We start from the raw sequence: 20,845 nt of genomic DNA, 5'->3' as shown, positions 1-20,845 counted from the left end.
AGCCGCTTTGAGGTAACTGCTCGGTCTGTGACCCCTCTGGCGCTTTGCCACTTCGAGGGGGTGCGGTCATCGGTGCCCAGTCGCATCAGACGTTCGCCGTCGACGGAGTCGCTGCCTGCGTCTGCCGTGCGGGGCAGGTGTCCGGCACGCAGCCGTGTCCGACGCGCGCGGTGCCGTCGTCGAGGCGGAGGAGGACGGCAAGTACGCAGCCGTCGACGACCTTGAGTTCGAGCGCGTGGCGGCGGAGGCTGGAGAGCTGGGCGCTGCTGGTGCCGCGGCGGACGATGAGCGGCGAGTAGTCGCCGGACGTCGTGAACGTGCGGCTCATCGGGGCCCGGCGCAGCCCAAGTCGCCAGGTCAGCCAGGTGTGTACAGTGACGCCACTGCCGCGCAGGACGTCCGGGTTCACAAGAACCCGCACGCCCACGATTTCGCCTTCGGCGGCGATCGTGTTTGGCCGGGGCGGTTCTTCCTCCTCGAAGGGGCGAGCGCCGCGGGAAACGAGGTCGACGAGGCCGTTGCTGGTCTCGCCGAGCTGGCTACTGAGCAGGCACTGTTTCAGACGCCACGGGGTGACCGGGTAAAGCTCCGTCACCTTGGAGAAGAGCCGCGCCCGGGATAGGGGCCCCGACTCCGTGACCACCGCGACCACCGCGTCCACAGCGGTGGCATATGTGGACGCGCGTAGGTGCGTCCACTCGGCCAGGGCCCAGGTGCCCTCGGGACGGATCTGCCGAAACCGGTCGTCACGTCGTAGCGCCTCCCGCACGGCAGCGACAGTCGTCGCGGCCATCGGGGCAAGCAACTCGTTTGGCCGGCAGGCGCGTCCAGTCTCCAATAGCCACAGATACGCGGCGTCGCGCCCTCGCGCCTTTCGGCGGACCCAGTGCCCGTCAGTGCTCAGGGCTAGCCGAGACTCGGAGTGGCTCAGGAGCCAGATCAGGGGGATATCTGCAGGTAGTCCGGCCTCGGAGGCTGCCCGCCCGAGGTCGTCGCCACGGAAGGGCGCGGCGTCGACGAGACGGCGCAGGGCTCCACCTAGCGCGCAGGGGTCGGTACTCCACCAGCCGCGCAGGGGCCCCGCCCACGTCCGTGGCGCGGCCAGCCCCGCTGCGGTCAGCAGTTCCTCAAGCGCTACGTGGTCGATGACTCCGAGCGCGGTGGCGACGGCGTCTCGCGAGACGGCCGGGCCTTCGCCTGCGGTGCGGGCCGACTCACGCCAGCCGTCCTGGACGATGTCTGCCATCCCGGCGAGCCGTTTCCGCGCTCGGTTTTGGATCTGGCGTGCGCGCTCGCGGCTCAGCCCGAGCGCAGCCCCGACCTCGTCCAGCGTCTGGCCCTCAGACCGGCCCACGATGACGGCCCGCTCGCGCTCGTCGAGGGCTCCGGTCTCCCACACCCTGGCGAGCCACTCGCCCATCGACCACTCGTCCCCCATCGAATCCCCCTACATCTCGTTGAAATAGACGACCCGCACGCCGAGGAACTCGGCCACGCGCCGGTGTTCCCCCTTCTTCTCGGGCGGCACGGGCGCGCGGAACGGATCGACGACGCAGATCGTCCAGGGCCAGGTCTCCCCGGTGGACCGATCGAGGATCGCGGGCCACGCGAGGTGCTTGAGATTCGCCGCAGTGCCGGCCACGAAGTGTTGCTCCTCGTCCTCCGTCCCGACCTCGCGGATTTTGGCGCGCATCGGCTTCTGCTGGGTGGTCCCCGGGATGACCTCCCAGTCAGGGCCGAGGGTCGCTGCGACCATCTGCTCGAGCGTCGCGGCCGGTCGCGACACGTACTTGGCGTACTTGCCCTCGCCTCGCCGTGCCCGTTCGTACTCCTTCATGGGACAGTCCTTCAGCCAGGGGCGGATGTTGGCCCGCTGCCCCACGAAGTCGAGGAGGCGGCCGCCGATATCCGGGTCCTCCGTCCACTCCCGGTACAGGCGGGTGCGGTCCGTGTCCTGAAGGTGTGGCCACTGTGCATCGTCGGCCTGGGCGTAGATCCGTGTGACCACGGCCTTCTCGACGACGGGCGGGATCTTGTAGTCGGTCACAGAATTCCTTTCGGCAGGGGGAACTGGAGGCGGACTTCGTCTGCCGCGGTCTCAAGGTCGGCGGCGTCCTGGATCCACATGTCCATCAGGGAGCCGACCGTCTCGTCCTGAAACTCGATCCGGGAGACGTGCGGGAGTTCCAGGTGCTCGGTGTCTTCAGCCTCTAGCGTGCGGCGCAGGTTCAGTACCGCTGCGGCGCGGCGGATATCGGTTACGAAGTCGAGGACCTTCAAAGCCTTCTTGCCGGGGCTCAGTCGCAGCCCGCGGCCGAGCTGCTGCACGAAGATCCTCCGGCTGTGAGTGACGCGCAGGAAGGCGATCAGGTTCACGTCCGGCACGTCGACGCCCTCATTGAACACGTCCACGCAGGTGATCACCGGGACACGGCCGAGACGGAACTCGTTGAGAAGGACGTCGCGGTGACGCTTCGACAGACCGCTATGCAAGTGGGAGGCATTGACCCACGCCGGGTCTGAGACGGCGAGGAGGCCCGCCATGTGCTCGGCGTGCTCGATTGTCTGGCAGAACACGATGGCGCGGGGCTCGGCGGTCTCCCGCCACGCCGCCCGCAGGTGCTCGACGATCTCCTCGTCTCGCTGGGGGAGGAACAGACGCCGGTTAAGGTCCTTGATCGAGTAGCCGTGACGGCTGATGTCTTGGACGGCGTCCCAGTCGACACCATCCGCGTACAGCTTGTAGTCGACGGCCGACAGATAACCCGCCGCCATGCCCTCGGCGATGCCCATCTTGAAGCTGGGTTGACCGAAGCGGGCGGTGATGTCGAACTTGTCGCCACGCCAAGGGGTGGCGGTGACTCCGAATCGCCCCGCAGCCCCACACAGATCGAGAAGTTCCGCAAACCTGCCGGTCTCAGCCACGTGATGGGTCTCATCGATCATGATGAGATCGGGTGCGTAGCCCACGCGTACGGCGGACAGTGCCGACTCGACGGTCGCGACCACGACACCGTTGAGGGCCTCGGGCTTGCTCTCACCGGTGAGGAGCCGGGTGGGCACGCCCTTCGAGAGGTGCCGCCACAGCGCCTTCTCCAGCTGGCCGACCAGGTCGCGCATGTGCGCGACGACCAGGACGCGCGCGTCCGGACTCGAGGCGAGGAGATTGCCGATGACCTCGCCGCCGACGACCGTCTTACCCAGCCCTGTCGCCAGGACCAGCAGCGCCGTTCCTGCGGCGTCGAGGTCCCGCTCGATCGCGGACACGGCCAACTCCTGGTAAGGCCGCAGGTTGTAGGGGGCGGGCACATGGTCGGGCATCCTCTGGCCGATGGCCTCCAAGGTGGCCCCGTGCCACAGGCTGATATCGACGCCGATCCCCGCCAGCGCCCGGCGTCGTGCCTCAGCCGATGCGGTGATGTTCGTGTTGGTCACCAAGACGGCCTTATCGGCGCGGTAGTGAGTGCGGGCGCGCTCAAGGTCGTCGACGCCCGCGTGGTCGGCTGTGCCGTGCGCCTTCCACTTGCTCTGGAACACCCACTGCTCGCGGTCGCGGACCGCGAGCAGGTCGGCACCATGGTCGTGGGCGCCGTCGATGACGCGGACGTCCTGGAACCCCAGGTGCCACAGGGTCCGTTCGAGCGCCTTGGTCAGCCCCTCTGGGCCACCGTCTCTCAGTTCGGCGGCCGTCAGGAACGCGGCGCTCACTCCTCCCCCGCCAGTTCGTCGCGCAGGAGGGCGATGCTGAGGCGGGCGCGCCGCAGTTGCGGCGCGGTGGCCTCCCCGGCGAAGGTTCCGAGCGTCGCGACGTCCGCGAGGCAACCCGTGACCCGGGCCAGACTCAGGGCTTTCCCGGACGGTGAGGACACCCCGACGTACGGGCCACGAAAGACGGTGCCGTCCATGAATGAGGCGGGCATCACCTCGACGAGGCGGACCAGGGCCAGCGCGGGAACGTGGTGGACGAACCCGGAGTCCAGGCCGAGACGACCGACGAGGCCGACACGTCCGGCAGCGATCATCGCCTCCTCGGTCGCGATTTTCTGCTCGTCTGAGAGGTGGCCGTAGGCGGCGGTGTAGCCGCCGCTCTCGTCGAGGACCTCGGCCACACGCTCGCGGATCTCCGAGAGGAGGTCGCGAGCCTCCGCGCCGACGGTGGTGCCGTCGAGCACGCTGTCCTGCAGGGACTCGGCGCGGATCGCGGCGACGAGCTGGGACGGGTTCCAGTCGGAGCGCGCCCGGACCTTCAGGACAGCGGCCAGTTCGACCAAAAGGAGGTCGGCGTAGTCCGCGCCGAACCGCCGGAACGCGTAGTGCTCGGGATCGACGAGGGCGGTGAGCTCGTTCCCGGACCTCTGGTCGAGGAGGACCGGGGCGGACAGCCCGTGGTCGTCAAGGAGCCGCTCGCCCGGCTTCAACAGCAGGGTCCGCACCTTCACGTAGCCGAGCTCAGGGTGCCCGAACGACCGGCTCAGGTACGCGTGCGGAGATGCCGCGCTCTCGTACCGTGCCAAGCGCTCGCCACGGGTCTCAGTCGTCTCCTTGACCGCCATGGTGGCCTGGGCGGGCACGGTGGAGACAGCCCGGGACTCGGTACCAAGCTGGGCGGCGCCGGAGGCGGGGATGTCGACGGGCAGGCCGAGGGCGCCCAAGACAGCCTGCTCGTCGGGCTGGGCCGGCACACTGGTGGTAGTCCTGGCCTCCTTGCCCCGCTTCTTGATTTCCTCGTGCCGCAGTACCGCCTGCCACCAGTGTTCGTCGGTTTGGAACTCAGAGACGCCTGCCTGGAACTTCCGGCCCCAGTCCCGGGTATCCGCGTGGACCGGCTTGTGGCCGTCGCCGGGGACGAGGTAGCGCAAGCCCGCGTCGTTGCGGCGGAAGCCCTTGAACAGCAGAGCCAGCGGACTCTCGTTCTCCGGGTAGCCGAGCTTGCGGGCACGCTGAGGCTGGAGTGGCGCCAAGCCGCGCAGCAACTCCATGGCGGTGAGCCAGCTGCGGTCTCCGTACTCGAAGGCGTCCTTCTGATAGGTGACGGGGACATGGTCGAGGTGGATCTCACCGATGAGGCGGCCGCCCTGGTGGGCGAGCTCGACTGGGTATTCGGGCTCCTCGTTCCCCGCGACCCCATCGGGGTTGTTCCAGGTGAAGAGCTGTTTGTCCCAGCGCCTGATCTTCCGGCCATTGCGTAGGAAGTCGATCCCGTACTCGGTCTTGTCCAGGTAGCGCTGGACGCCGAGCCAGCCGTGGATCCGGCGCTCGCGCACGGACAGGTTGACGCTGCCGCAGACCGAGCAGACATCGCCCGAACCAATCTGCCACTCCCCGCAGTCCCGACAGGCGATCCCGTCCTGGAGCCTTTCATTGATCGGGATGTAGGCGGGAATCCGCTCCTTGCCGTTGAAGAGCACGTAACGCTCTTCGCCCCAGCGGCAGTGGCGGACCGGCTTGACGCGGGTCCCGCCCACGTAGAGGTCGAAGGGGTGCTCGGTGAGGATCCATGAGTACACCGAGCCCAGGGTGTTGCGGAGCGAGGCGCCGTTGCGGCGCAGCCACTCGGCACGCGTCCGGTGCAGACGGTCGACGATGATTCTCGTGCCGTGTTGGGTCGGGTCGCTCTTCGGCTCTGTGATGTCCTTTGCCTCGAAGTCGTCCTTGATCTGGTCAAGGTCGATCTCGACGCCGATCCATTCCGTGTCGCCCGCGCGTGTCGTCAGGATGCGGGTGCGCCTGCCGAGGCGGGCGGTCGAGATGTTGAAGCCCATGCCGAACAGACCTAGTTTGTCGTGCATGTCGTTCCCGGACCAGCCAGCCCGCACCGCGCGCGTCAGCCGGTCGTACGACATGCCCCGCCCGGTGTCGCGAACCTCCAGGACCCCTTGTGGGGACGACGGCAAGGTGACGCTGACAGTGAAGCCGTCCGGCCACTCCGTCCCTGAGCGGAGGATGTCGAGGAAGTCGTCGAAGGGGTTGTCGACGAGTTCGGCGACACACTGCCACTCGTCGAAATCGATCTCGCCCAGCATGCTCAGCACGCGGGCGGAAGGGGTGATCTTCACTCCGGCGGAACCCTCCTGAAGGATCGGAACGCTGTGACGGCGGCCCGCGGCGCGCGTGGACACGCCGAAGCCGCCCAACTCGCATGAGTCGAGCGTTCGATCTCGAGCGTATAGGGAGCCACTGACAATCCGGCCGGAGTTTGCGAACCCCGGCGAATCGTGCAGTCACCGGTACGGGACGAAGGTGTTGAACCTCGCGAGCACTGATGGTCCCGCCACGGCTGGCCAGGGGAGCGGGTGGAGGTCGCGGCCCGGAACCCTGACCCGCACCAGGTCCGTGCTTCGTTCCACAGCGGCCTCCGGGGCCTCGTGTTTCCAGAACCGCGGGACGCCCAGCCCTCCTCGGCGAGTAGCTGGTTCGCCTCGGCTTCCTGGATGCAGTTGGCTGCGATCCTGTCGCGTCACGCGCTGGTCGTAACCAGCCGCAGACAAACGCCGTCTACGAAGAATGGGGTGCTGTCCTCCTGGAAGCGAGGTCGGCCTCCGTCGCGGTGTTGGCGCGGGTCGCGCGGTGACTTGCAGCGCAGACTCCGCCAGTGGAGCAGTGACGTATGGTCTTCTCTGGCGTCATGTCCTTGCCGTAATCGCTGCGCATCGTGAGCATTATCGAGGACGATGACGCCCACGGTGCGACCGCCAACGGTCGCTCCTTCGACAGCTCCTATGCCCGCCCGTAGACCCAAGCCGCGGCCATCCACGTCCGCGTCGGCTATGGCCATGTGTGAGAGCTGCCTCGCTCGCCGCTGCCGCTGCGTCCCCGATGCGCCCGGTCCCGCTCATCCCCGCGTGGAAAACTGGGGTCATGATTCGAAGCCCATCCGAAGTCACCGTAGGCGCCGACGGCCTGGTTGCCTTACCCATGAGTATCTTGGCCGAGGCCGGGATCAACCCCGGTGAGACACTGCTGGCTTTCAGCGACGGGGATGGCCAGATTGTCCTGCGCCGTCTAGAAGAAGCTGTCAGTGATCTGATCAGTGGTCGCCCGCTGTAGCGACGAGAGGCGCTGCACCGCGCTTTCGCCGGACGGCGTTCTCGATTCGGGTCGCTGCTCGGGCGAGGTCGTCGTGTTCCCAAACTCGGATGACTGTCCAACCAGCCGCCGTCAGTGTGTCGTTGGTCTGAGTGTCCCTCGCCCTGTTGCCGTTGATCTTTTCCCGCCAGAAGTCTGCGTTCTTCGTTGCGGGCCTGTAATGGTCCGGGCAGCCATGCCAGAAGCAGCCATCCACGAATACCGCGATGCGATCGCCGGGGAACACGAGGTCGGCTCTCCGCCGGACGTCGGCGATTGGCCGGGTGTCGACCCGATAGCGCATGCCGCGGCGATGGAGCAGGCTGCGGAGCAGCAGTTCTGGTTTGGTGTCCTTGCCGCGGTTGCCGCGCATTGAGGCTCGAACCTCGAGCGACGACGCGGTCGACTCGGGCGGCAGCGTCTCTTGCGCCAAGAGCCCCTTTGTTCGGGCTTGTCGCCATGCCTCAGCAAGGTTCTGCTTGCGTGAGTCGAACTCGACTTCGCAGACGTAGCGCTCCTCAGTCTTGCCGTTTTGTGACCACCGTAGATAGGCGCGAACGCGACGTGTGCTCCGGTAGAGGCGGAGCGTGATGGAGGCGCGTGCGCGACGCCCGTCACCCAGGTCGACGTTGCGCCGATTGGGACCGCCGGCGGCGCGGTCTTGCTCAACTGCTGGCGTGGCCGCGCCAGCTCGACGCTTATACGCGCGTTCCGGAGGCAGCCTGTCCTTCCAGCGCCCCCCGACCCCTGTCTGCGGCATGAAGCTAGTGTCCCGCCGCAGCCAGGGCGTCGGAGACGGCCTTGGCGAAGAACTCACCGAGAGCGACCGGCACGGCGTTGCCCAACTGCCGCATTTGCTCGCCTCGAGGGCCTGAGCCATGCCATTCATCCGGGAACGTCATTACCCGGGCGGTTTCGCGCACGGTCATGTAGCGGTGCAAGTAGGTAAAACCACCCGGTGCTGAGACGTCGCGGACCCGCTCGTCCAGCAGCATCACGGACTCGCCGCCTGGCACGCCGTGAACGCCGGCCTTGACCGTTTTCGCGGGACGATCGAGTTCGTTCGGGGTGTGCCCCTTGTAGATACGGGCTCCAGGCCAACCGACGTGACCGACGGCTCCGATCTCTTCACCGAAGTCGAACTTCTCCGAAAGTCGGTTCCTATCGACAGGGGGCAGTGCCGGGAGTTTCACGTCCGTGCCGTATCCCTGAATGGCGTCGCGCATTGTGCGCCACGGCTGGCAGTCGTCTTCCTTGATCACCTTTGGGAGGCGCGCACGTACTCGGTCGCGAACGTGGTCCTCTACGGTTGGGTGGCGCTTCCAGTAGGGTCCGTCCTCGTCGCGCATGGACCGGAACAGGGCCGCCTCGGAAAATCTCTCCGTTTTCACGTACTTCTCGAAGCCGTCGACGTCCACGCCGAGGTCGGCCCGGAAGGCCACGATTACGACCCGGTTGCGTACCTGTGGGACGCCATAGCTGGCGGCGTTGACCGGCACCATCACGACTCTGTAGTGATCCGGGTTGCTGTCGTCGTCAGATAGTTGATCGAGAATGCGCGTCAGGTGAGCGTTGTGATCCTGCCACTTGACCTCATCGTCGCGCTTCTCGAACGGGAGACTCAGCTCGTTCTGGATGTATTGGAAATAGTCGACGAAAGACGGCCGCAGGAGGCCGCGGACGTTTTCGCAGATAACCACCTTCGGCCGCATCTCTTGCACTGCCTTGAACATGGCCGGGAACATGTTGCGCTTGTCTTCATCACCCTTGGCGACCCCGCCGGCGCTGAACGGCTGACACGGAGGGCCTCCTGCCAGGACATCGACCTCGCCCTGGAAGGCGCTGAGGTCCAGGTCGCGCACGTCGCCCGGGTAGAGGGGGGCGGGCTGCCCCGGTTTTGGCGGCTGAGGGTTCTTCTCCTCGGTGCGCTTCAAGCCGTCGACACCGAGGGTCTTTCGCGCACTCGAGATGAGTGTCTCGCAGGCGCGGTTGTTGAACTCGTTGAACAGGAGCGGGCGGAAGCCTGCTTGGTGGACCGCCATGGCAAGGCCGCCTCCACCCGCGAACAGTTCAACGCTGGTCCGCGGCTTCTTTGCTTCTTCAGGCAGGTCAACCATGGCGAAACCATACCGCGGAGTTGGTGATCATGGCGAACCTTCACTCGAATGGGTCGCCTATAAGTGAGCAAGACCATAGAGTTCGTGGTGATCAACACGGCGGAGGGGGTCAGGGGGATGGCGCAGGCGGCCAGGTCGGTCGGTCCAGGCGCCTACCACGATGATTTTCGGCTGAGCATCACCAAGGCCCTTGGTGATCGACTGGCCCGCGCAGTGAGGCTTCGCGGGTACCCGGAGTTCCCGAACGAGCACAAGAGTGCCTGGCGGTACTGCCGGTCTGGCAGAGTTACCGAGACGCCGCCCGGGGATCGCCGAGGATGACCTCTTCGTCGCCGACGGGTGAGCAGGACACGTAGTAGTCGACATAGTCCGCTCCAGCGGGGTCTTCCCGCAGACGGGCCGATCACCGATCAGGAAGCCATGCCTGCCGAGTACGCCCCAGCGTGGTTCGACCCTCTGTCAACCGAGCAGATCGCGAACACCATCTGCGAGACCTTTGAGCGGCAACCCCTGGTCTCCATGACCCACGAGATCTCGAGGTTCGAGGGTTCAGGGCTGTATGCCCTGTACTACCGCGGTGCGAGCGTGGACCTGTACCTGCCCCTCGCCAGCCTCCAAATCCCCGTTTACGCGGGGCAGGCCCTTTCCAGTAACAGCGCTACTGGGGAGAGGGTTCGGGAACGATACCCCCTTCACAGCAGGCTTAAGCAACACCGCCTATCGATCATGGAAGGCAGCCTACCGATCGCGGAGTTCCGGTTTCGGGCTCTCCTGCTGCCTGATGTTCACGCCGATCTGGGGGAGAACGCGCTGAGGGTCGGATACACGCCAGTCTGGAACAGCAAGCTCAAGGGCTTCGGCAGCAAAGAGCAGGGGGCGACGACCCGCCAGAGCAAGAAGAGTAAGTGGGACACGGTGCATGATGGGCGTCGGCGCACTCATGGTGGTGTCGTTCATGACATTGAAAAGCTGGCGAAAGAGGCCAAGGCTCACATCGCGCAGCAGGTGAGCGACTACGAAGAACTCCCATGGCCCCACCCCCCTACGGATACGTACCTAGATCTCGACATTCCGTGAGTCAGAACGGCAGCCGGTGCGCCGGGGACTGGGGTCAGTTGTCCTGCTGACGGCGGGCACTAGGGTGCGAGATGTTTTGCTCAGGCCGGAGGCAGCGAGCTCCCAATTTCATCCTCCGCTAGCGGAGAGCAGTCGCTGCCGCCACGGTGGTTCGGTGCGGTCATAAGATCGTGTCCACGAACCAGACGTTTTTGGTTCATCCAGCAGGGGCAGCACTGCTTCGAAGTCGGGCTCGGCCGGCCCACCTGCCTCGGTCGGAAGCCGGACCCACCGGCTGCGCCATGAGACCCATTGGGCGCCTTCAGCCTCGTCCAGCATGAGCTTCACACACCCGGGCGCGTCGGACGTGGGAGTGGAGGACGGCCGGAAATGGTCGACGCCTTCGGTACGTGGAGTGGCCGGGGCGAGCGCCCAGCGTCGGTACCCTGGACCACATGTCTACTGCCCCGGTTCGCGTTCGTTTCGCCCCGTCTCCGACCGGCATGTTCCATGTCGGCGGGGCGCGGTCCGCTCTCTACAACTGGGCCGTGGCACGACAGTCCGGCGGCACGTTCGTCCTGCGGATCGAGGACACCGACGCGGCCCGGAACAAGCCGGAGTGGATCGACGGCATCATCAACGCGCTCGCGGCGATCGGCATTCATGGCGAGGACGCGTCCTTCGAGGGGCCGTACTTCCAGTCGCACAACGCGGCCCGGCACAGCGAGGCCGCCCAGCAGCTGTACTCGGCGGGCAAGGCGTACTACTGCGACTGCACCCGGGAGCAGCTGAAGGAGCGCACCGGGTCGGAGCACCTCGGGTACGACGGGTTCTGCCGGGACCGGGGGCTGGCCTTCGAGGCGGGGCGGGCGCTGCGGTTCCAGACACCGGATGAGGGCGAGACCGTCGTGGTCGACCTGATCCGCGGGGAGCCGGCGTTCCCGAACAGTGCGATCGAGGACTTCGTGATCGCCCGCGGTGACGGGTCCCCTGTCTTCCTGATCGCGAACGTGGTCGATGACCTGGATGAGGGCATCACGCAGGTCATCCGCGGCGAGGAGCACCTGTCGAACACGCCGAAGCAGCAGCTGCTGTGGGAGGCGCTCGGTGCCCAGCCGCCGGTGTGGGCGCACCTGCCGGTGATCGTGAACGAGAAGCGGCAGAAGCTCTCCAAGCGCCGGGACAAGGTCGCGCTGGAGGACTACCTCGCCGAGGGCTTCCTTCCCGAGGCGATGGTGAACTACCTGATGCTCCTCGGCTGGGGCCCCGGCGGTGACCGGGAACTCATGCCGTACGAGGAGCTGGAGCAGCTCTTCCGAATCGAGGACGTCAACACCGCCCCGGCGTTCTTCGACGTGAAGAAGCTGACGGCGTTCAACGGCGACTACATCCGTGCCCTGGCACCCGCGCAGTTCGCAGCCGCCTGCGCGCCGTGGCTCGTCGCCCCGTACGCGCCGTGGCAGCCGGAGGCGTTCGACCAGGCCGTCTTCGAGACGGTGGCACCGCTGGCCCAGACCCGGCTGGCGCTGCTGTCCGAAATCACCAACAACGTGGACTTCCTGTTCCTTGACGCGCCCGTCGAGGACGAGGCGTCGTGGAACAAGGCCATGAAGGCCGGTGCCGAAAATATCCTCGCCGACGCTCGCGCCGAGTTCGCCACCGTCGCGGGCTGGGAGGCGGACGGTCTGAAGGCCATCACGCTCGCCGTGGGAGAGAAGCACGGGCTCAAGCTGGGCAAGGCCCAGGCACCCATCCGGGTCGCGGTCACCGGCCGAACGATCGGACTCCCGCTGTTCGAGTCCATGGAGCTGCTCGGCCGGGACCGTGTACTGGCCCGTCTGGACGCCGCGGCCGAGAAGTTGGCCGCCCAGGCGTAGTCGCTCTGGTCAGGCGACCTGTGCGAGAAGGTCGCCCCAGGCGTTTCCGAAGTAGTTCAGGTCGAACCGAGCCAGGGTCTCGTACGCCGCCTTGGCTTCGGTCCGGCGTGCCGCAGCGTGTTCCCGGACCTGCGCCGGCAGACGGTCGAGATCCGGCGTGGGCTGGCCGGTCAGGGCGGCGAGGTCGCCGAGGCCCGCGATCGGACGGATCAGGCAGGGTAGGCCCAGCAGCATGGCCTCGGCCGCGCAGCGGCTCCAGCCCTCCCGCATGCGGGGCAGGAAGACGCCGACGTCGCACGCCCGCAGCAGCCGTAGGTACCGTTCGCGCTCCACTTCGAAGTGCGCGCCGTCGAGGCCGATGGTGTTGCTACCGCTGGTGATCACCCGTAGCCCGGGTACGCCGGTCAGGGCCGCTGTGACCTCCTCGGTGCCCTTCCAGTGGACGGCCTTGCCCGCGTACACGCCGATCGTGTCCGGGGCCAGGCCGAATTCGGCGCGGCACTCGGCCCGGTCGAAGCCGCGTGCCCGCTCGACCTCGGCCATGTCGAAAGCGTTGTAGATCACCCGTATGTTGCGGACGCCGCGGGCTCGGAGGAAGTCAGCCCAGTACGGGGATACGCAGACCACGGCCGCACACTGCGGCAGCACCCGGAACAGCCGCTCCCAGAGCATGGCCTCGACGGGGGCGGAGTCGTGTTGCAACGGCTCATAGTGGTGCAGCAGGAACACCGTGCGGGCCCGCATCTCCGGCGTGAAGATCAGCAGGCTGATGTCGTCCCACACGAAGGTGCCTGGGGCAGAACTCAGCGCCCGGACGGTTGGGGCCAGCTGCGCGAGGTGGCGGAGCTTCCGCCAGCGGCGGACACGGTAGGTGCGCTTGTGGTCCGGGACCGTGCGCCATTCCACGTCGTCGGCGGTCACCTCGTGAAGCATTCGTAGGTAGACCCGACCGCCGGTTCTGCCGACCGGCTCCATCGAGTACACGATCTGTCTCACGGACGTACCTCCTGTTGGTGGTGGACGTACTCGGCGTTGAGCAGCGTGTGCGCGGCTTCCAGGTGGGGGCTGAGGTGGCGTGCGGCATCGGCGAGGGGGAGATGGAAGTTGGTGAGGTTCCGTACGAACTTCCGCCGGCGTTCGTGGTTCGGCGAGGCGGCCAGGTCGCGCAGGTTGTGGATGCGGTCGGTGAGCCGTACCAGGAGTTCCTCTGCGGGGAGGGCCGCCGTCTTCGTACGCCATCGGGTCTCGTCACCGGGAGCTTTGGGGCGGTGTTCGAGCCGATGGTCGGGCGTCATCGCACGTAGGCGTTCGGCGAAGGCCGTCCCCAGCTGGTGGGTAACGAGGGCCTCTGAGCTCGGGTCGACCTCCAGGGCATCGTGCAGAAGGCCGAGTAGGAGAGTCTCGGGCTGCGTGACGCCGAGCTCATGCCGCAGGATCGCGACGACGGCGAGTGGGTGCTGGAGGTACGGGGTGCCCTGATCCCGCGTATGGCGGGCATAGATCGTGAGGGCCAGGCCAGCGGCTACACGGGCGCGGGAACTTTCGCCGGCAGGCCATGCGGTGGCGCCGAGCTTGGTCAGGACGTGTGGCAGGTCGGTGGCGGCCATCTCCGTCATCCCTCTCGTAAGGACGGCTGGGACTGCGAACGGGGATCGGGGATGTGGTCGGCGATCAGGAGGTTGTCTCCGACAGCGAGGGCGTCGAGACCGAGGCCTGCCGCCGCCTGTACGGCCTGCTGGGAGGTCCGCAGGATCGGGATGCCTTTGCGGTTGAAGGAGGTGTTCAGGAGCAGCGGCAGTCCGGTGTGCTCGTGGAACTGCTGGAGGAGTTCGTGCAGGCCCTGGTGGTCGGCGGCCACGGACTGGACGCGGGCGGTGCCGTCGTGGTGGGTGACTGCGGCTATGCGGTCGGCTCGGCACCGGCGGACGTGGGCGACACGGTTCATGAAGGGGTCGCCGTCCGACATGAACCACTCTGTGGCGTGCTCGGCGAGAACGGCTGGGGCGAACGGGCGGTACTCGGCTCGTTGCTTGATGGCGTTGAGCCGGTCCCGGGTGGCGACGTGGCCCGGGTGGGCGAGGATCGAGCGGTGGCCGAGGGCGCGAGGCCCGAATTCGAGCGGCCCCTGTACCCAGCCGACAATCCGGTGCTCAGAGAGCAGAGCGGCGGCTGCGGATGCCAGGCCCGCCCCGAGGCCGGTCAGAGTGCGGTACCCGGATGGCACCGCCCCCTCCTTGACCGCGCCAGGATGCGGGCCCCAGGCCGCATCGGTCGGTACTGGGAGGCGTTCCTGCCCGAGCTGGTAATGCCAGGCGTACAAGGCGGCGCCCACGGCGGTGCCCGCGTCGTGTGGCGCCGGCGCCACGAAGAGGCTGTCGAAGCCGCTGTCGGCGGCCAGCCGGCCGTTGAGGTGGGAGTTCAGGGCGCATCCGCCCGAGAAAACCAACGCCGACGACCTCGTGAGCCGTTGTAGATGGCGTGCGATGTGGATGGCCGATTCGGAGAAGACATCCTGGACTGCGGCGGCCAGGTCGGCCCGTTCGTGTTCGGGCTGCTCCAAGACGTTGGCGGCGGTCCAGACATGGCTGCGGAGCATCAGCGGTGTGCTGCTATCCGCCGAGCCCCAGGGGTGGCCGATTCGGACCTCGCCGTCGTCGCCGAGTTGTACGAGTCCGCGGATCTGCGGCCCGTAACGCCGGGGGTCCCCGAACGCTGCAAGCGCCATCATGCTGCCCTCGGGTTCGTTGCCCGGTGGGATCACTCTGCGGGCGAGGTTTCGGTAGAAGTGCCCGAGGGAGGAGTGAACGCGCCGAGGGCCGACAGGGCCGGGAATCACGGTCGGCATGCTCTGGTGGACGCGGTCGATGCGATCCGGTCGCAGGTCGTAGCCGGTGATGCGTTCCCGCCCCGGACCGAAGTCGGAGCCGAGGGAGGAGCCGCCGGCGTCAATGACGAGGCCCGCTGCGTGGTCGTGTCCGGAGAGCAGGTACCCGGAGAGCACATGGGCGGTGTGGTGGGAGAGGAGGCGGAGATGGTCACCGAGCGGGGCAGGTAGGAGAGCTGCGAGTTCGTCCCGCTCCTCGGTGAGCCACCAACCAGCTGCAGGGTTGGGGCGCATGGAGGCGGCCCAGACGGCGTCGACGTCTTGCGGTTCGATGCTGGCTGCCTCCAGGCACCACTGAAGCGCGCGGACCGGTGCGGCGAGCGTGCCCTTGCGGGTGGGGTGATTGTGCTTGACACCGCTCCAGCGTTCTTCTTCGGCCGCGTAGAGGCGGCCGTCGACTATCAAGGCGGCGGCAGTGTCGTGATGGAAGTTCAGCCCGAGGACTGCGGGCATGGTCGTGTACCTCCGGTCTGGGGTCAGGCGGTCGGAATGCGGGCGGGTAGGAGAGCGGCGCCGGAGTCGGCGTACTCGTGGCAGCGCAAGCAGAACCGGAAGTGGTGGCCTCGGGGGGCGAACACTTTGGCCGCGAAGTCCTGGTCCCAGATGCTGAACTCGCTGTCGTCCTTCGCCATGGCGTTGAAGCAGCGGTAGCAGGACCCATCCATCTCGATCATGAGGTGCTGGTCGAGGTAGCGGTCGCAGATGCCGCGCAGGTCGTTCGACGGCTGGCCGACGTCGACGTGGTGCACGTGGTTGGTGACGTGGATCGCGCCGTACGCGTCGCACAGGCTCGTGAGCTCCACCAGTCGGGAGGAGCTGATGCCTTCCAGAACGCTGTTGATGACGACGGTCTTGCCGGCTTCGCGGAGTCGGGGTACGACGGCGTGTACTTCGGCGTAGTTTTCGTGCTCGTCGTCGCAGCCGATGAGGATCTGGTCGTACGAGCGGAGGGTGGCTTCCATGATCCGCTTGTTGCGAGCAAGGGTGATGGCGTTTGTGCCCAGGACCATGACCTTGTCCGGCAGGCGTGTGCGGGCGGCGTCGCTGAGCGCGGGGAAGTCGCGGTGCACGGTGGGCTCGCCGCCGTTGATGTGCAGCTGCTGGAACGGAATGGTCTCCAGCCGGGCCAGGATGGTGGAGAACAGATCCAGGGACATGTTCTCGCCCTGAGCGCCGTCGGCGAAGATGCAGAAGTCGCAGGACCGGTTGCATTTCGTCGTGATCTTGATCTTCGCCGTTTTCAGGACGCGGGGCTGAGACGCGCGCGCGGGCATGGCGAGGCTCCTTGTGTCAGGGGTTGACGTCATCGGGCGTGAGGCTGAGGAAGTCCCGCACGATGGGCTTCTGCCTATGCCAGTGGGCGAGGGTGGCGCGCAGGGTGTCGGCGGTCGTGGGGCCGGTGGGGATCAGTCCGGCCATCCGGGCGGCCAGACGTTGGGCGGGACTGGTCCCGTCCTCCGCGAGCGTGTACAGGGTCTGGGCGGCGGAGCGAAGCTCTTTCGCCTCCCGCCGGATCAAGTACTCAGTCGCGACGCCGGACGGCGGATCGAGGTAGTACAGCCAGCGGGCGACGCGTACGCGGAGCATTCCGGCGGTCATGACCCAGTCGGTCCCCGTGGACTCCTTGCCCGTGTCGGGAGGGCGGCTCGCATCAGGAATGCGGCGCATGGCTGCTTCCAGGGAGACATGTGCCGCGCGGAGAAGGTGGCGCGGGCTGCGGGGTCGCCCGTCGGGCCCGCTCTCTGAGTGCCGGAGGAACAGCTCGGCGTAGGCGTCCAGCCCGTCCGGGTGCCACTGGGTGAGCGCGGCTGTCTTGCCGGGACAGCGGGTCCGTGTCGCGAGCGCGGCGGCGGCGAACCAGCAGGGGGCGAGGTAGTGCCAGGCCACGCAGTGGCGCCGGTACGCCGTGATGTCCTCGACCACGTTGTCCGTACTGTCCGCCGCCAGCTGGTACCGGCCGCTGAGCCGCGCCTGGAGGATCCCTCGGTAAAAGCGTTCGTCGACCTCGCACCAGGGCGCCATCTGGGCCCGGGACCTCCAGCGTTGGAGGTCCCGGGCGCTCCCGCTGATCCGCGACCAGGTTGCGAGCTCGGGTGCGGAGATGAGTCGTCCGTCCGCCTCGGCCACGGTGAACGCGAATCCTGGCGGATGCTCCAGAAGCCGTCCGTGGGAGACCTCCCGGCGGACCGCGGACCTGTGCGCGGAGGCCAGGTGGTGGTTCCACTCCTCCCAGTCCTCTGGCACCTCCGGCAGGAGGACACGCACGTCGATGTCCGAGTGGGGACTCAGCAGGTCGGCCGACTGCCACTTGTGGGTGAGCATCACAGCCCCGACACCGTGGGCGTCCAGCTCGCGTTCGTACAGCGCTCCGAGTCCTTGGTAGAGGGGCGGCGCTTCGGCCACGACCATCACTGCTCCCCAGCGGAGGCTCGGGTGCAGGAGGACTGAGTCGTGCCCGTGGTCAGGACGGGGAGCAGGGGCAGGACCGGGGCGCCCTCGGGGCGCTCCATCCGGTCCCAGCGCAGGTCGTAGTCGACGTAGTGGAAGCCCTGCCAGGCGTCGTTCGTGTTGCGGTCGAGCATGGCCTGGAAGAGGTGGGCGAAGGCGTCATCGAGGGTGTCGTCGGCGAGGTGGGACTTCAGAGGGATGTCGCGGTTGTGGAGGATGCAGGGGCGGGCCACACCGGTGGGCGTGATCTTGATCCGGTTGGCGTCGGAGCATGTGGCGCAGCTGGAGTTGGAGATGAAGCCGATCGAGCCCGCCCAGCCGTCGGGGCGGAAGTACTGCCCGGGGCTACGGACCCCGAGCTGGTCACGAGAGACCTCCCCCGCGCCCGCGAACCACTCGTGGAGACGGTCGCGGACGTCCGCCTCGCTGATGAACTCGGTGTCGAACAGCGCCTGCGCGGGCCCTATGTTCTGGAGTTCGATCAGGCGGACGGCGACAGGAAGCTCGCGGGCGAGCTCGGCCACGGCGAAGGCGTCGTCCAGGTAGGTGCGCTGGAGAACGCAGTTGATCTTCACCTGCAGGCCGAGGGAGAGGGCGTCGTCGAGGGTGCTCAGGGTGGTGCGTGGGTCGCCGCCTCCCATGATCGTGGCGGACCGTTCCGGGTCGAGGCTGTGCAGGCTGAGGTTGAGGTACGTCAGGCCGGCGTCACGGAGCTTCTCGACGCTCAGCCCGCGGCGCAGGTTGCCGTGGCTCGTCATGCCGATCGCGGCACCGGACCCGAGGCCGTCTGCGAGTCCCGCGATCACGTCGAGGATGTCCGCCCTCAGGGTCGGCTCGCCTCCGGAGCAGTGCGCCTTCCGGATCTTCCAGGTGCCGGCTTCGGCGGCGATGGCCGCGTAGTCGGTGATCGTCAGAGGACGGTCCTTGTGCCCGTAGTCCGGCATGCAACGGGGCTTGCAGAACACGCAGTCCAGGTTGCACAGCGAGTTCAGGGTGAAGGCCAGGTAGGGGTGGTTGCGGCCGGTCGCCGCGAAAGCGGCGGCCAGGTCGTGGCGGGTGGTGGGCATCGGTCAGCCTCCGTCGAGGGGAGAGTGGGCGTCGGGCACTTCGGCCAGGCCGTCGAGCGGCTGACCGGCGAGGTACCGGCGCAGGTTGGCGGCGAAGAAGTCGACCGCCTCGTTCATGTACGTGCGGCAGAGCGTCGAGCTCTTCGGTGTGAGCACGACCCGTGGGTGGAGGCGGAGTGGGTGGCGAGCCGGCAGCGGTTTCGGGTCCGAGACGTCCAAGGCGGCGCCGCGTAGGTGGTCGGCGTTGAGGGCGGCCAAGAGGGCCTGCTGGTCGACGGTCGTCGCACGACCGAGGTTGAGGAACAGCGCTCCGGGCTTGCAGGCCGTGAAGAGGCCGTGGTCGAAGAGGCGGCCCGTGGCACGGGTGGCGGGCAGCAGGTTGACCACCACGTCTGCGACGGCGACGGCTTGGTGGACGGCCGAGGCGTGCATCCAGGTGATCCCAGCCCTGGGTGCCGCAGGCGGTGTCCGGCGCACTCCGATCACGTTCATGCCGAAAGCGCGGGCGGCGCGAGCGAGATGGCCTCCGATGCTGCCGCAACCGACGATGGTCATCGTCGCCCCGGCAAGGTCGAAGAACTCTGTGGCGAGGTCGTCCTTCCACCACGTCCGGTTTCGCTGGATGCGCTGGCTCATGAACAACCCGCGGGAGAAGCCAAGGACCAGCCCCATGGCGTGCTCGGCCATGGGACGGCCGTGGAACCCGTACGAGCGTGTCAGCGCCACTCCGGCGGAGTGGGCCTCGGCGACGGGCAGATGGTCGGTGCCGGCGGCCGGGGAAGCGATCCAGTTCAGGTAAGGCGCGTTGGTCAGCCACGGCGGTTCGAACCGCCAGCCCAGGTAGACGTGTGCCTCGGCCAGCCGGTACGGCACGTCCTCCTCGGCGGCCGTACGGAAGACGACACCTGGGAAGGCGGCACGTAGGGAACTTTCGTGCTCGGCGGACAGCCGCCAAAAGGGGTGAGGGGAATTCAAGCTGATGAGCACTACCGGCTTGCTCATCGGGTCCTGCCTTCCCCGGCGGACGACGTAGCCAGAGCCCACGGGGCGATGCGGCCGATGACGGAGCCGATGCTGGCCTCGTAGTCGTGGCGCGAACGCACCAGAGTCGCTCCGGCGTTTCGGAGTCGCTCGCGCTCTCGGGGTAGCACGGTCAGGGCTCGGTGCAGGGCGGATGCCAGAGACTTGGCGTCCCGGGGTGCGGAGGTGAAGCCGGTCTCGCCCTCGATGACGGTCTGGGCCAGTCCGCCGGCGCTGGTCGCGACCACCGGCCCCGCGCCTGCCGCGAACGCCTCCAGGGGTATCCGGCCGAAAGGCTCCTCGCGTGAGGGAATGACGACCGCGCGCAGCGCCGGACTGTGCAGCCAGGAGCGGACGGAGGGGGTGAAGCGGGTGATGAGCGTCGCGTCCAAGCCGTAGGCGCGGATGCCTGCTGCCAGGTCCTTCTGATGAGAGGTGAGGCGCTCGTGCCCCTCCGAAGTGACGGCCGCCAGGAGCAAGTGCGGAATACGAACCCCACGCTCCTTCAGGACGTGCAGTGCTTCCAGCAGGTCTTCGAAGCCCTTGGTGGGCACCGCGCGCCCCATGGCAAGCAGGAATCCTCCTCGGGCCTTGAGCGGCAAGGGGCGAACAACCGTCGGCCTGGTCAGCTCCTCCCGGATCAGTCCGTTCGGGATGTTCACGATGCTCGCCCGAGGGACACCGCAGCTCGTGACGAGGTGGTCTCGCATGTGGGTGGAGATGGCGCCGATACGCCCGCCCCGGGCGATCGCCGCTTGCAGGGCTTCCCGTTCCCAGCGGATCCGCGACCGGTCTCCTGGCCGCGTGAGTGCCGCCGCAGAGCGCGGGACGAGGAGCAGGTCCATGGTGGGGGACGTGTACGGGGCGAGGCCGAGGAGGGGGGCGTCGAGGCCGACGAGCAGGCAGCGGCTGGTGCGATGGGCGACGCGTAAGGCAGCCTCGCCGGCCAGGTCACCCAGTTGCATGGCGCCGTGGACCGAGCCCGGCGGCGCTGGGACCCAAGGGATCGTGATCACCTGGGCTTGGGCCTTCTTCAGCATCTGCTGGACCTCGCGGGTCCACCGCCGATCGTGCGTTCCCGCTGTTTCGGGGACGTGCGGGGTGATCACGGAGAGGCGGCCCGTCGGCAGGATGCGGGCGAGGGCTGTCAGGAAGGCGCGGTTGCTGAAGCCGGTGCCCGACGCGGCACCGTAGACGCCCTCGTGGACAGCTACGACGATGCGGGGCTGGCGACCGGCCGCCGGCGCGTCAATGGGCGAGGGCGGGGTCGCATGGTCGATGCGCACCGTGTGGTGCCTCCTTGGAAGACGG

16 protein-coding genes are annotated in these 20,845 nt (G+C 67.6%); 2 read left to right on the top strand and 14 right to left on the bottom strand.

The features are described 5' to 3' along the window. Nucleotides 1–85: 85 nt before the first annotated feature. The 6 genes from AMK21_RS05120 to AMK21_RS05090 all read right to left on the bottom strand — a co-directional run bounded on the left by AMK21_RS05120 (nucleotide 86) and on the right by AMK21_RS05090 (nucleotide 9,182). A complete protein-coding gene (locus AMK21_RS05120; RefSeq protein WP_073874635.1) occupies nucleotides 86–1,438 on the bottom strand; it encodes a sigma factor-like helix-turn-helix DNA-binding protein in 1,353 nt (450 codons plus the stop codon). 9 nt (nucleotides 1,439–1,447) lie between these two features. Beyond that, entirely contained in the window at nucleotides 1,448–2,047 is a 600-nt protein-coding gene (locus AMK21_RS05115; protein ID WP_073874633.1) for a hypothetical protein, read from the bottom strand. Then, nucleotides 2,044–3,708: a DEAD/DEAH box helicase family protein gene (locus tag AMK21_RS05110; RefSeq protein WP_073874631.1), complete on the bottom strand. Its 1,665-nt coding sequence runs from the start codon at nucleotides 3,706–3,708 to the stop codon at nucleotides 2,044–2,046. The genes AMK21_RS05115 and AMK21_RS05110 overlap by 4 nt, the downstream gene beginning before the upstream one ends. Continuing rightward, nucleotides 3,705–6,056 carry an ATP-binding protein gene (locus AMK21_RS05105; RefSeq protein WP_073874627.1) on the bottom strand — a complete coding sequence of 784 codons (2,352 nt, stop codon included), beginning with the start codon at nucleotides 6,054–6,056 and terminating at the stop codon, nucleotides 3,705–3,707. Before AMK21_RS05105 ends, AMK21_RS05110 begins: the two co-directional genes overlap by 4 nt. A gap of 971 nt (nucleotides 6,057–7,027) precedes the next feature. Next, nucleotides 7,028–7,825 (bottom strand): very short patch repair endonuclease, encoded by a 798-nt coding sequence (locus AMK21_RS35760; RefSeq protein WP_073874623.1) that lies wholly within the window; start codon nucleotides 7,823–7,825, stop codon nucleotides 7,028–7,030. Nucleotides 7,826–7,829: 4 nt separating this feature from the next. Next, the gene (locus tag AMK21_RS05090; protein WP_073874621.1) at nucleotides 7,830–9,182 is read right to left on the bottom strand and encodes a DNA cytosine methyltransferase; all 1,353 of its coding nucleotides are present in this window, start codon (nucleotides 9,180–9,182) and stop codon (nucleotides 7,830–7,832) included. A gap of 420 nt (nucleotides 9,183–9,602) precedes the next feature. Between AMK21_RS05090 and AMK21_RS05085 the strand changes: the two genes are divergently transcribed. Together AMK21_RS05085 and gltX are read left to right on the top strand one after the other, a co-directional pair. Next, a complete protein-coding gene (locus AMK21_RS05085; protein ID WP_073874619.1) occupies nucleotides 9,603–10,259 on the top strand; it encodes an Eco29kI family restriction endonuclease in 657 nt (218 codons plus the stop codon). Nucleotides 10,260–10,741: 482 nt separating this feature from the next. After that, nucleotides 10,742–12,115 carry a glutamate--tRNA ligase gene (gene gltX, locus AMK21_RS05080; RefSeq protein WP_234421865.1) on the top strand — a complete coding sequence of 458 codons (1,374 nt, stop codon included), beginning with the start codon at nucleotides 10,742–10,744 and terminating at the stop codon, nucleotides 12,113–12,115. Between the two features lie 9 nt (nucleotides 12,116–12,124). On the opposite strand, the gene AMK21_RS05075 is transcribed toward gltX, so the two are convergent. From AMK21_RS05075 to AMK21_RS05040, 8 genes are read right to left on the bottom strand one after another with little or no spacing between them, the layout of a single operon-like run. Then, nucleotides 12,125–13,111 carry a glycosyltransferase gene (locus AMK21_RS05075; RefSeq protein ID WP_073874617.1) on the bottom strand — a complete coding sequence of 329 codons (987 nt, stop codon included), beginning with the start codon at nucleotides 13,109–13,111 and terminating at the stop codon, nucleotides 12,125–12,127. Continuing rightward, nucleotides 13,108–13,722: an HD domain-containing protein gene (locus tag AMK21_RS05070; RefSeq protein ID WP_073874615.1), complete on the bottom strand. Its 615-nt coding sequence runs from the start codon at nucleotides 13,720–13,722 to the stop codon at nucleotides 13,108–13,110. The genes AMK21_RS05075 and AMK21_RS05070 overlap by 4 nt, the downstream gene beginning before the upstream one ends. A 5-nt stretch (nucleotides 13,723–13,727) precedes the next feature. Beyond that, the gene (locus AMK21_RS05065) at nucleotides 13,728–15,452 is read right to left on the bottom strand and encodes a carbamoyltransferase C-terminal domain-containing protein (RefSeq protein ID WP_073874613.1); all 1,725 of its coding nucleotides are present in this window, start codon (nucleotides 15,450–15,452) and stop codon (nucleotides 13,728–13,730) included. A gap of 23 nt (nucleotides 15,453–15,475) precedes the next feature. Beyond that, a complete protein-coding gene (locus AMK21_RS05060) occupies nucleotides 15,476–16,273 on the bottom strand; it encodes a radical SAM protein (RefSeq protein ID WP_073874611.1) in 798 nt (265 codons plus the stop codon). 16 nt (nucleotides 16,274–16,289) lie between these two features. Then, nucleotides 16,290–17,408: a hypothetical protein gene (locus AMK21_RS05055; RefSeq protein WP_073874609.1), complete on the bottom strand. Its 1,119-nt coding sequence runs from the start codon at nucleotides 17,406–17,408 to the stop codon at nucleotides 16,290–16,292. Beyond that, on the bottom strand, nucleotides 17,408–18,514 hold the full coding sequence (locus tag AMK21_RS05050) for a radical SAM protein (RefSeq protein ID WP_073874607.1): 1,107 nt from the start codon (nucleotides 18,512–18,514) through the stop codon (nucleotides 17,408–17,410). The genes AMK21_RS05055 and AMK21_RS05050 overlap by 1 nt, the downstream gene beginning before the upstream one ends. 3 nt (nucleotides 18,515–18,517) lie before the next feature. After that, nucleotides 18,518–19,516 (bottom strand): D-2-hydroxyacid dehydrogenase, encoded by a 999-nt coding sequence (locus tag AMK21_RS05045; RefSeq protein WP_073874605.1) that lies wholly within the window; start codon nucleotides 19,514–19,516, stop codon nucleotides 18,518–18,520. Continuing rightward, nucleotides 19,513–20,820, bottom strand: coding sequence for a glycosyltransferase family 4 protein (locus AMK21_RS05040; protein WP_073874603.1), 1,308 nt, complete (start codon nucleotides 20,818–20,820; stop codon nucleotides 19,513–19,515). The genes AMK21_RS05045 and AMK21_RS05040 overlap by 4 nt, the downstream gene beginning before the upstream one ends. Nucleotides 20,821–20,845: the final 25 nt, after the last annotated feature.

Origin of the sequence: Streptomyces sp. CB00316 (assembly GCF_001905595.1) — a bacterium.
Classification (GTDB): Bacteria; Actinomycetota; Actinomycetes; order Streptomycetales; family Streptomycetaceae; genus Streptomyces.
This window is presented reverse-complemented; position numbering and strand designations above follow the sequence as displayed.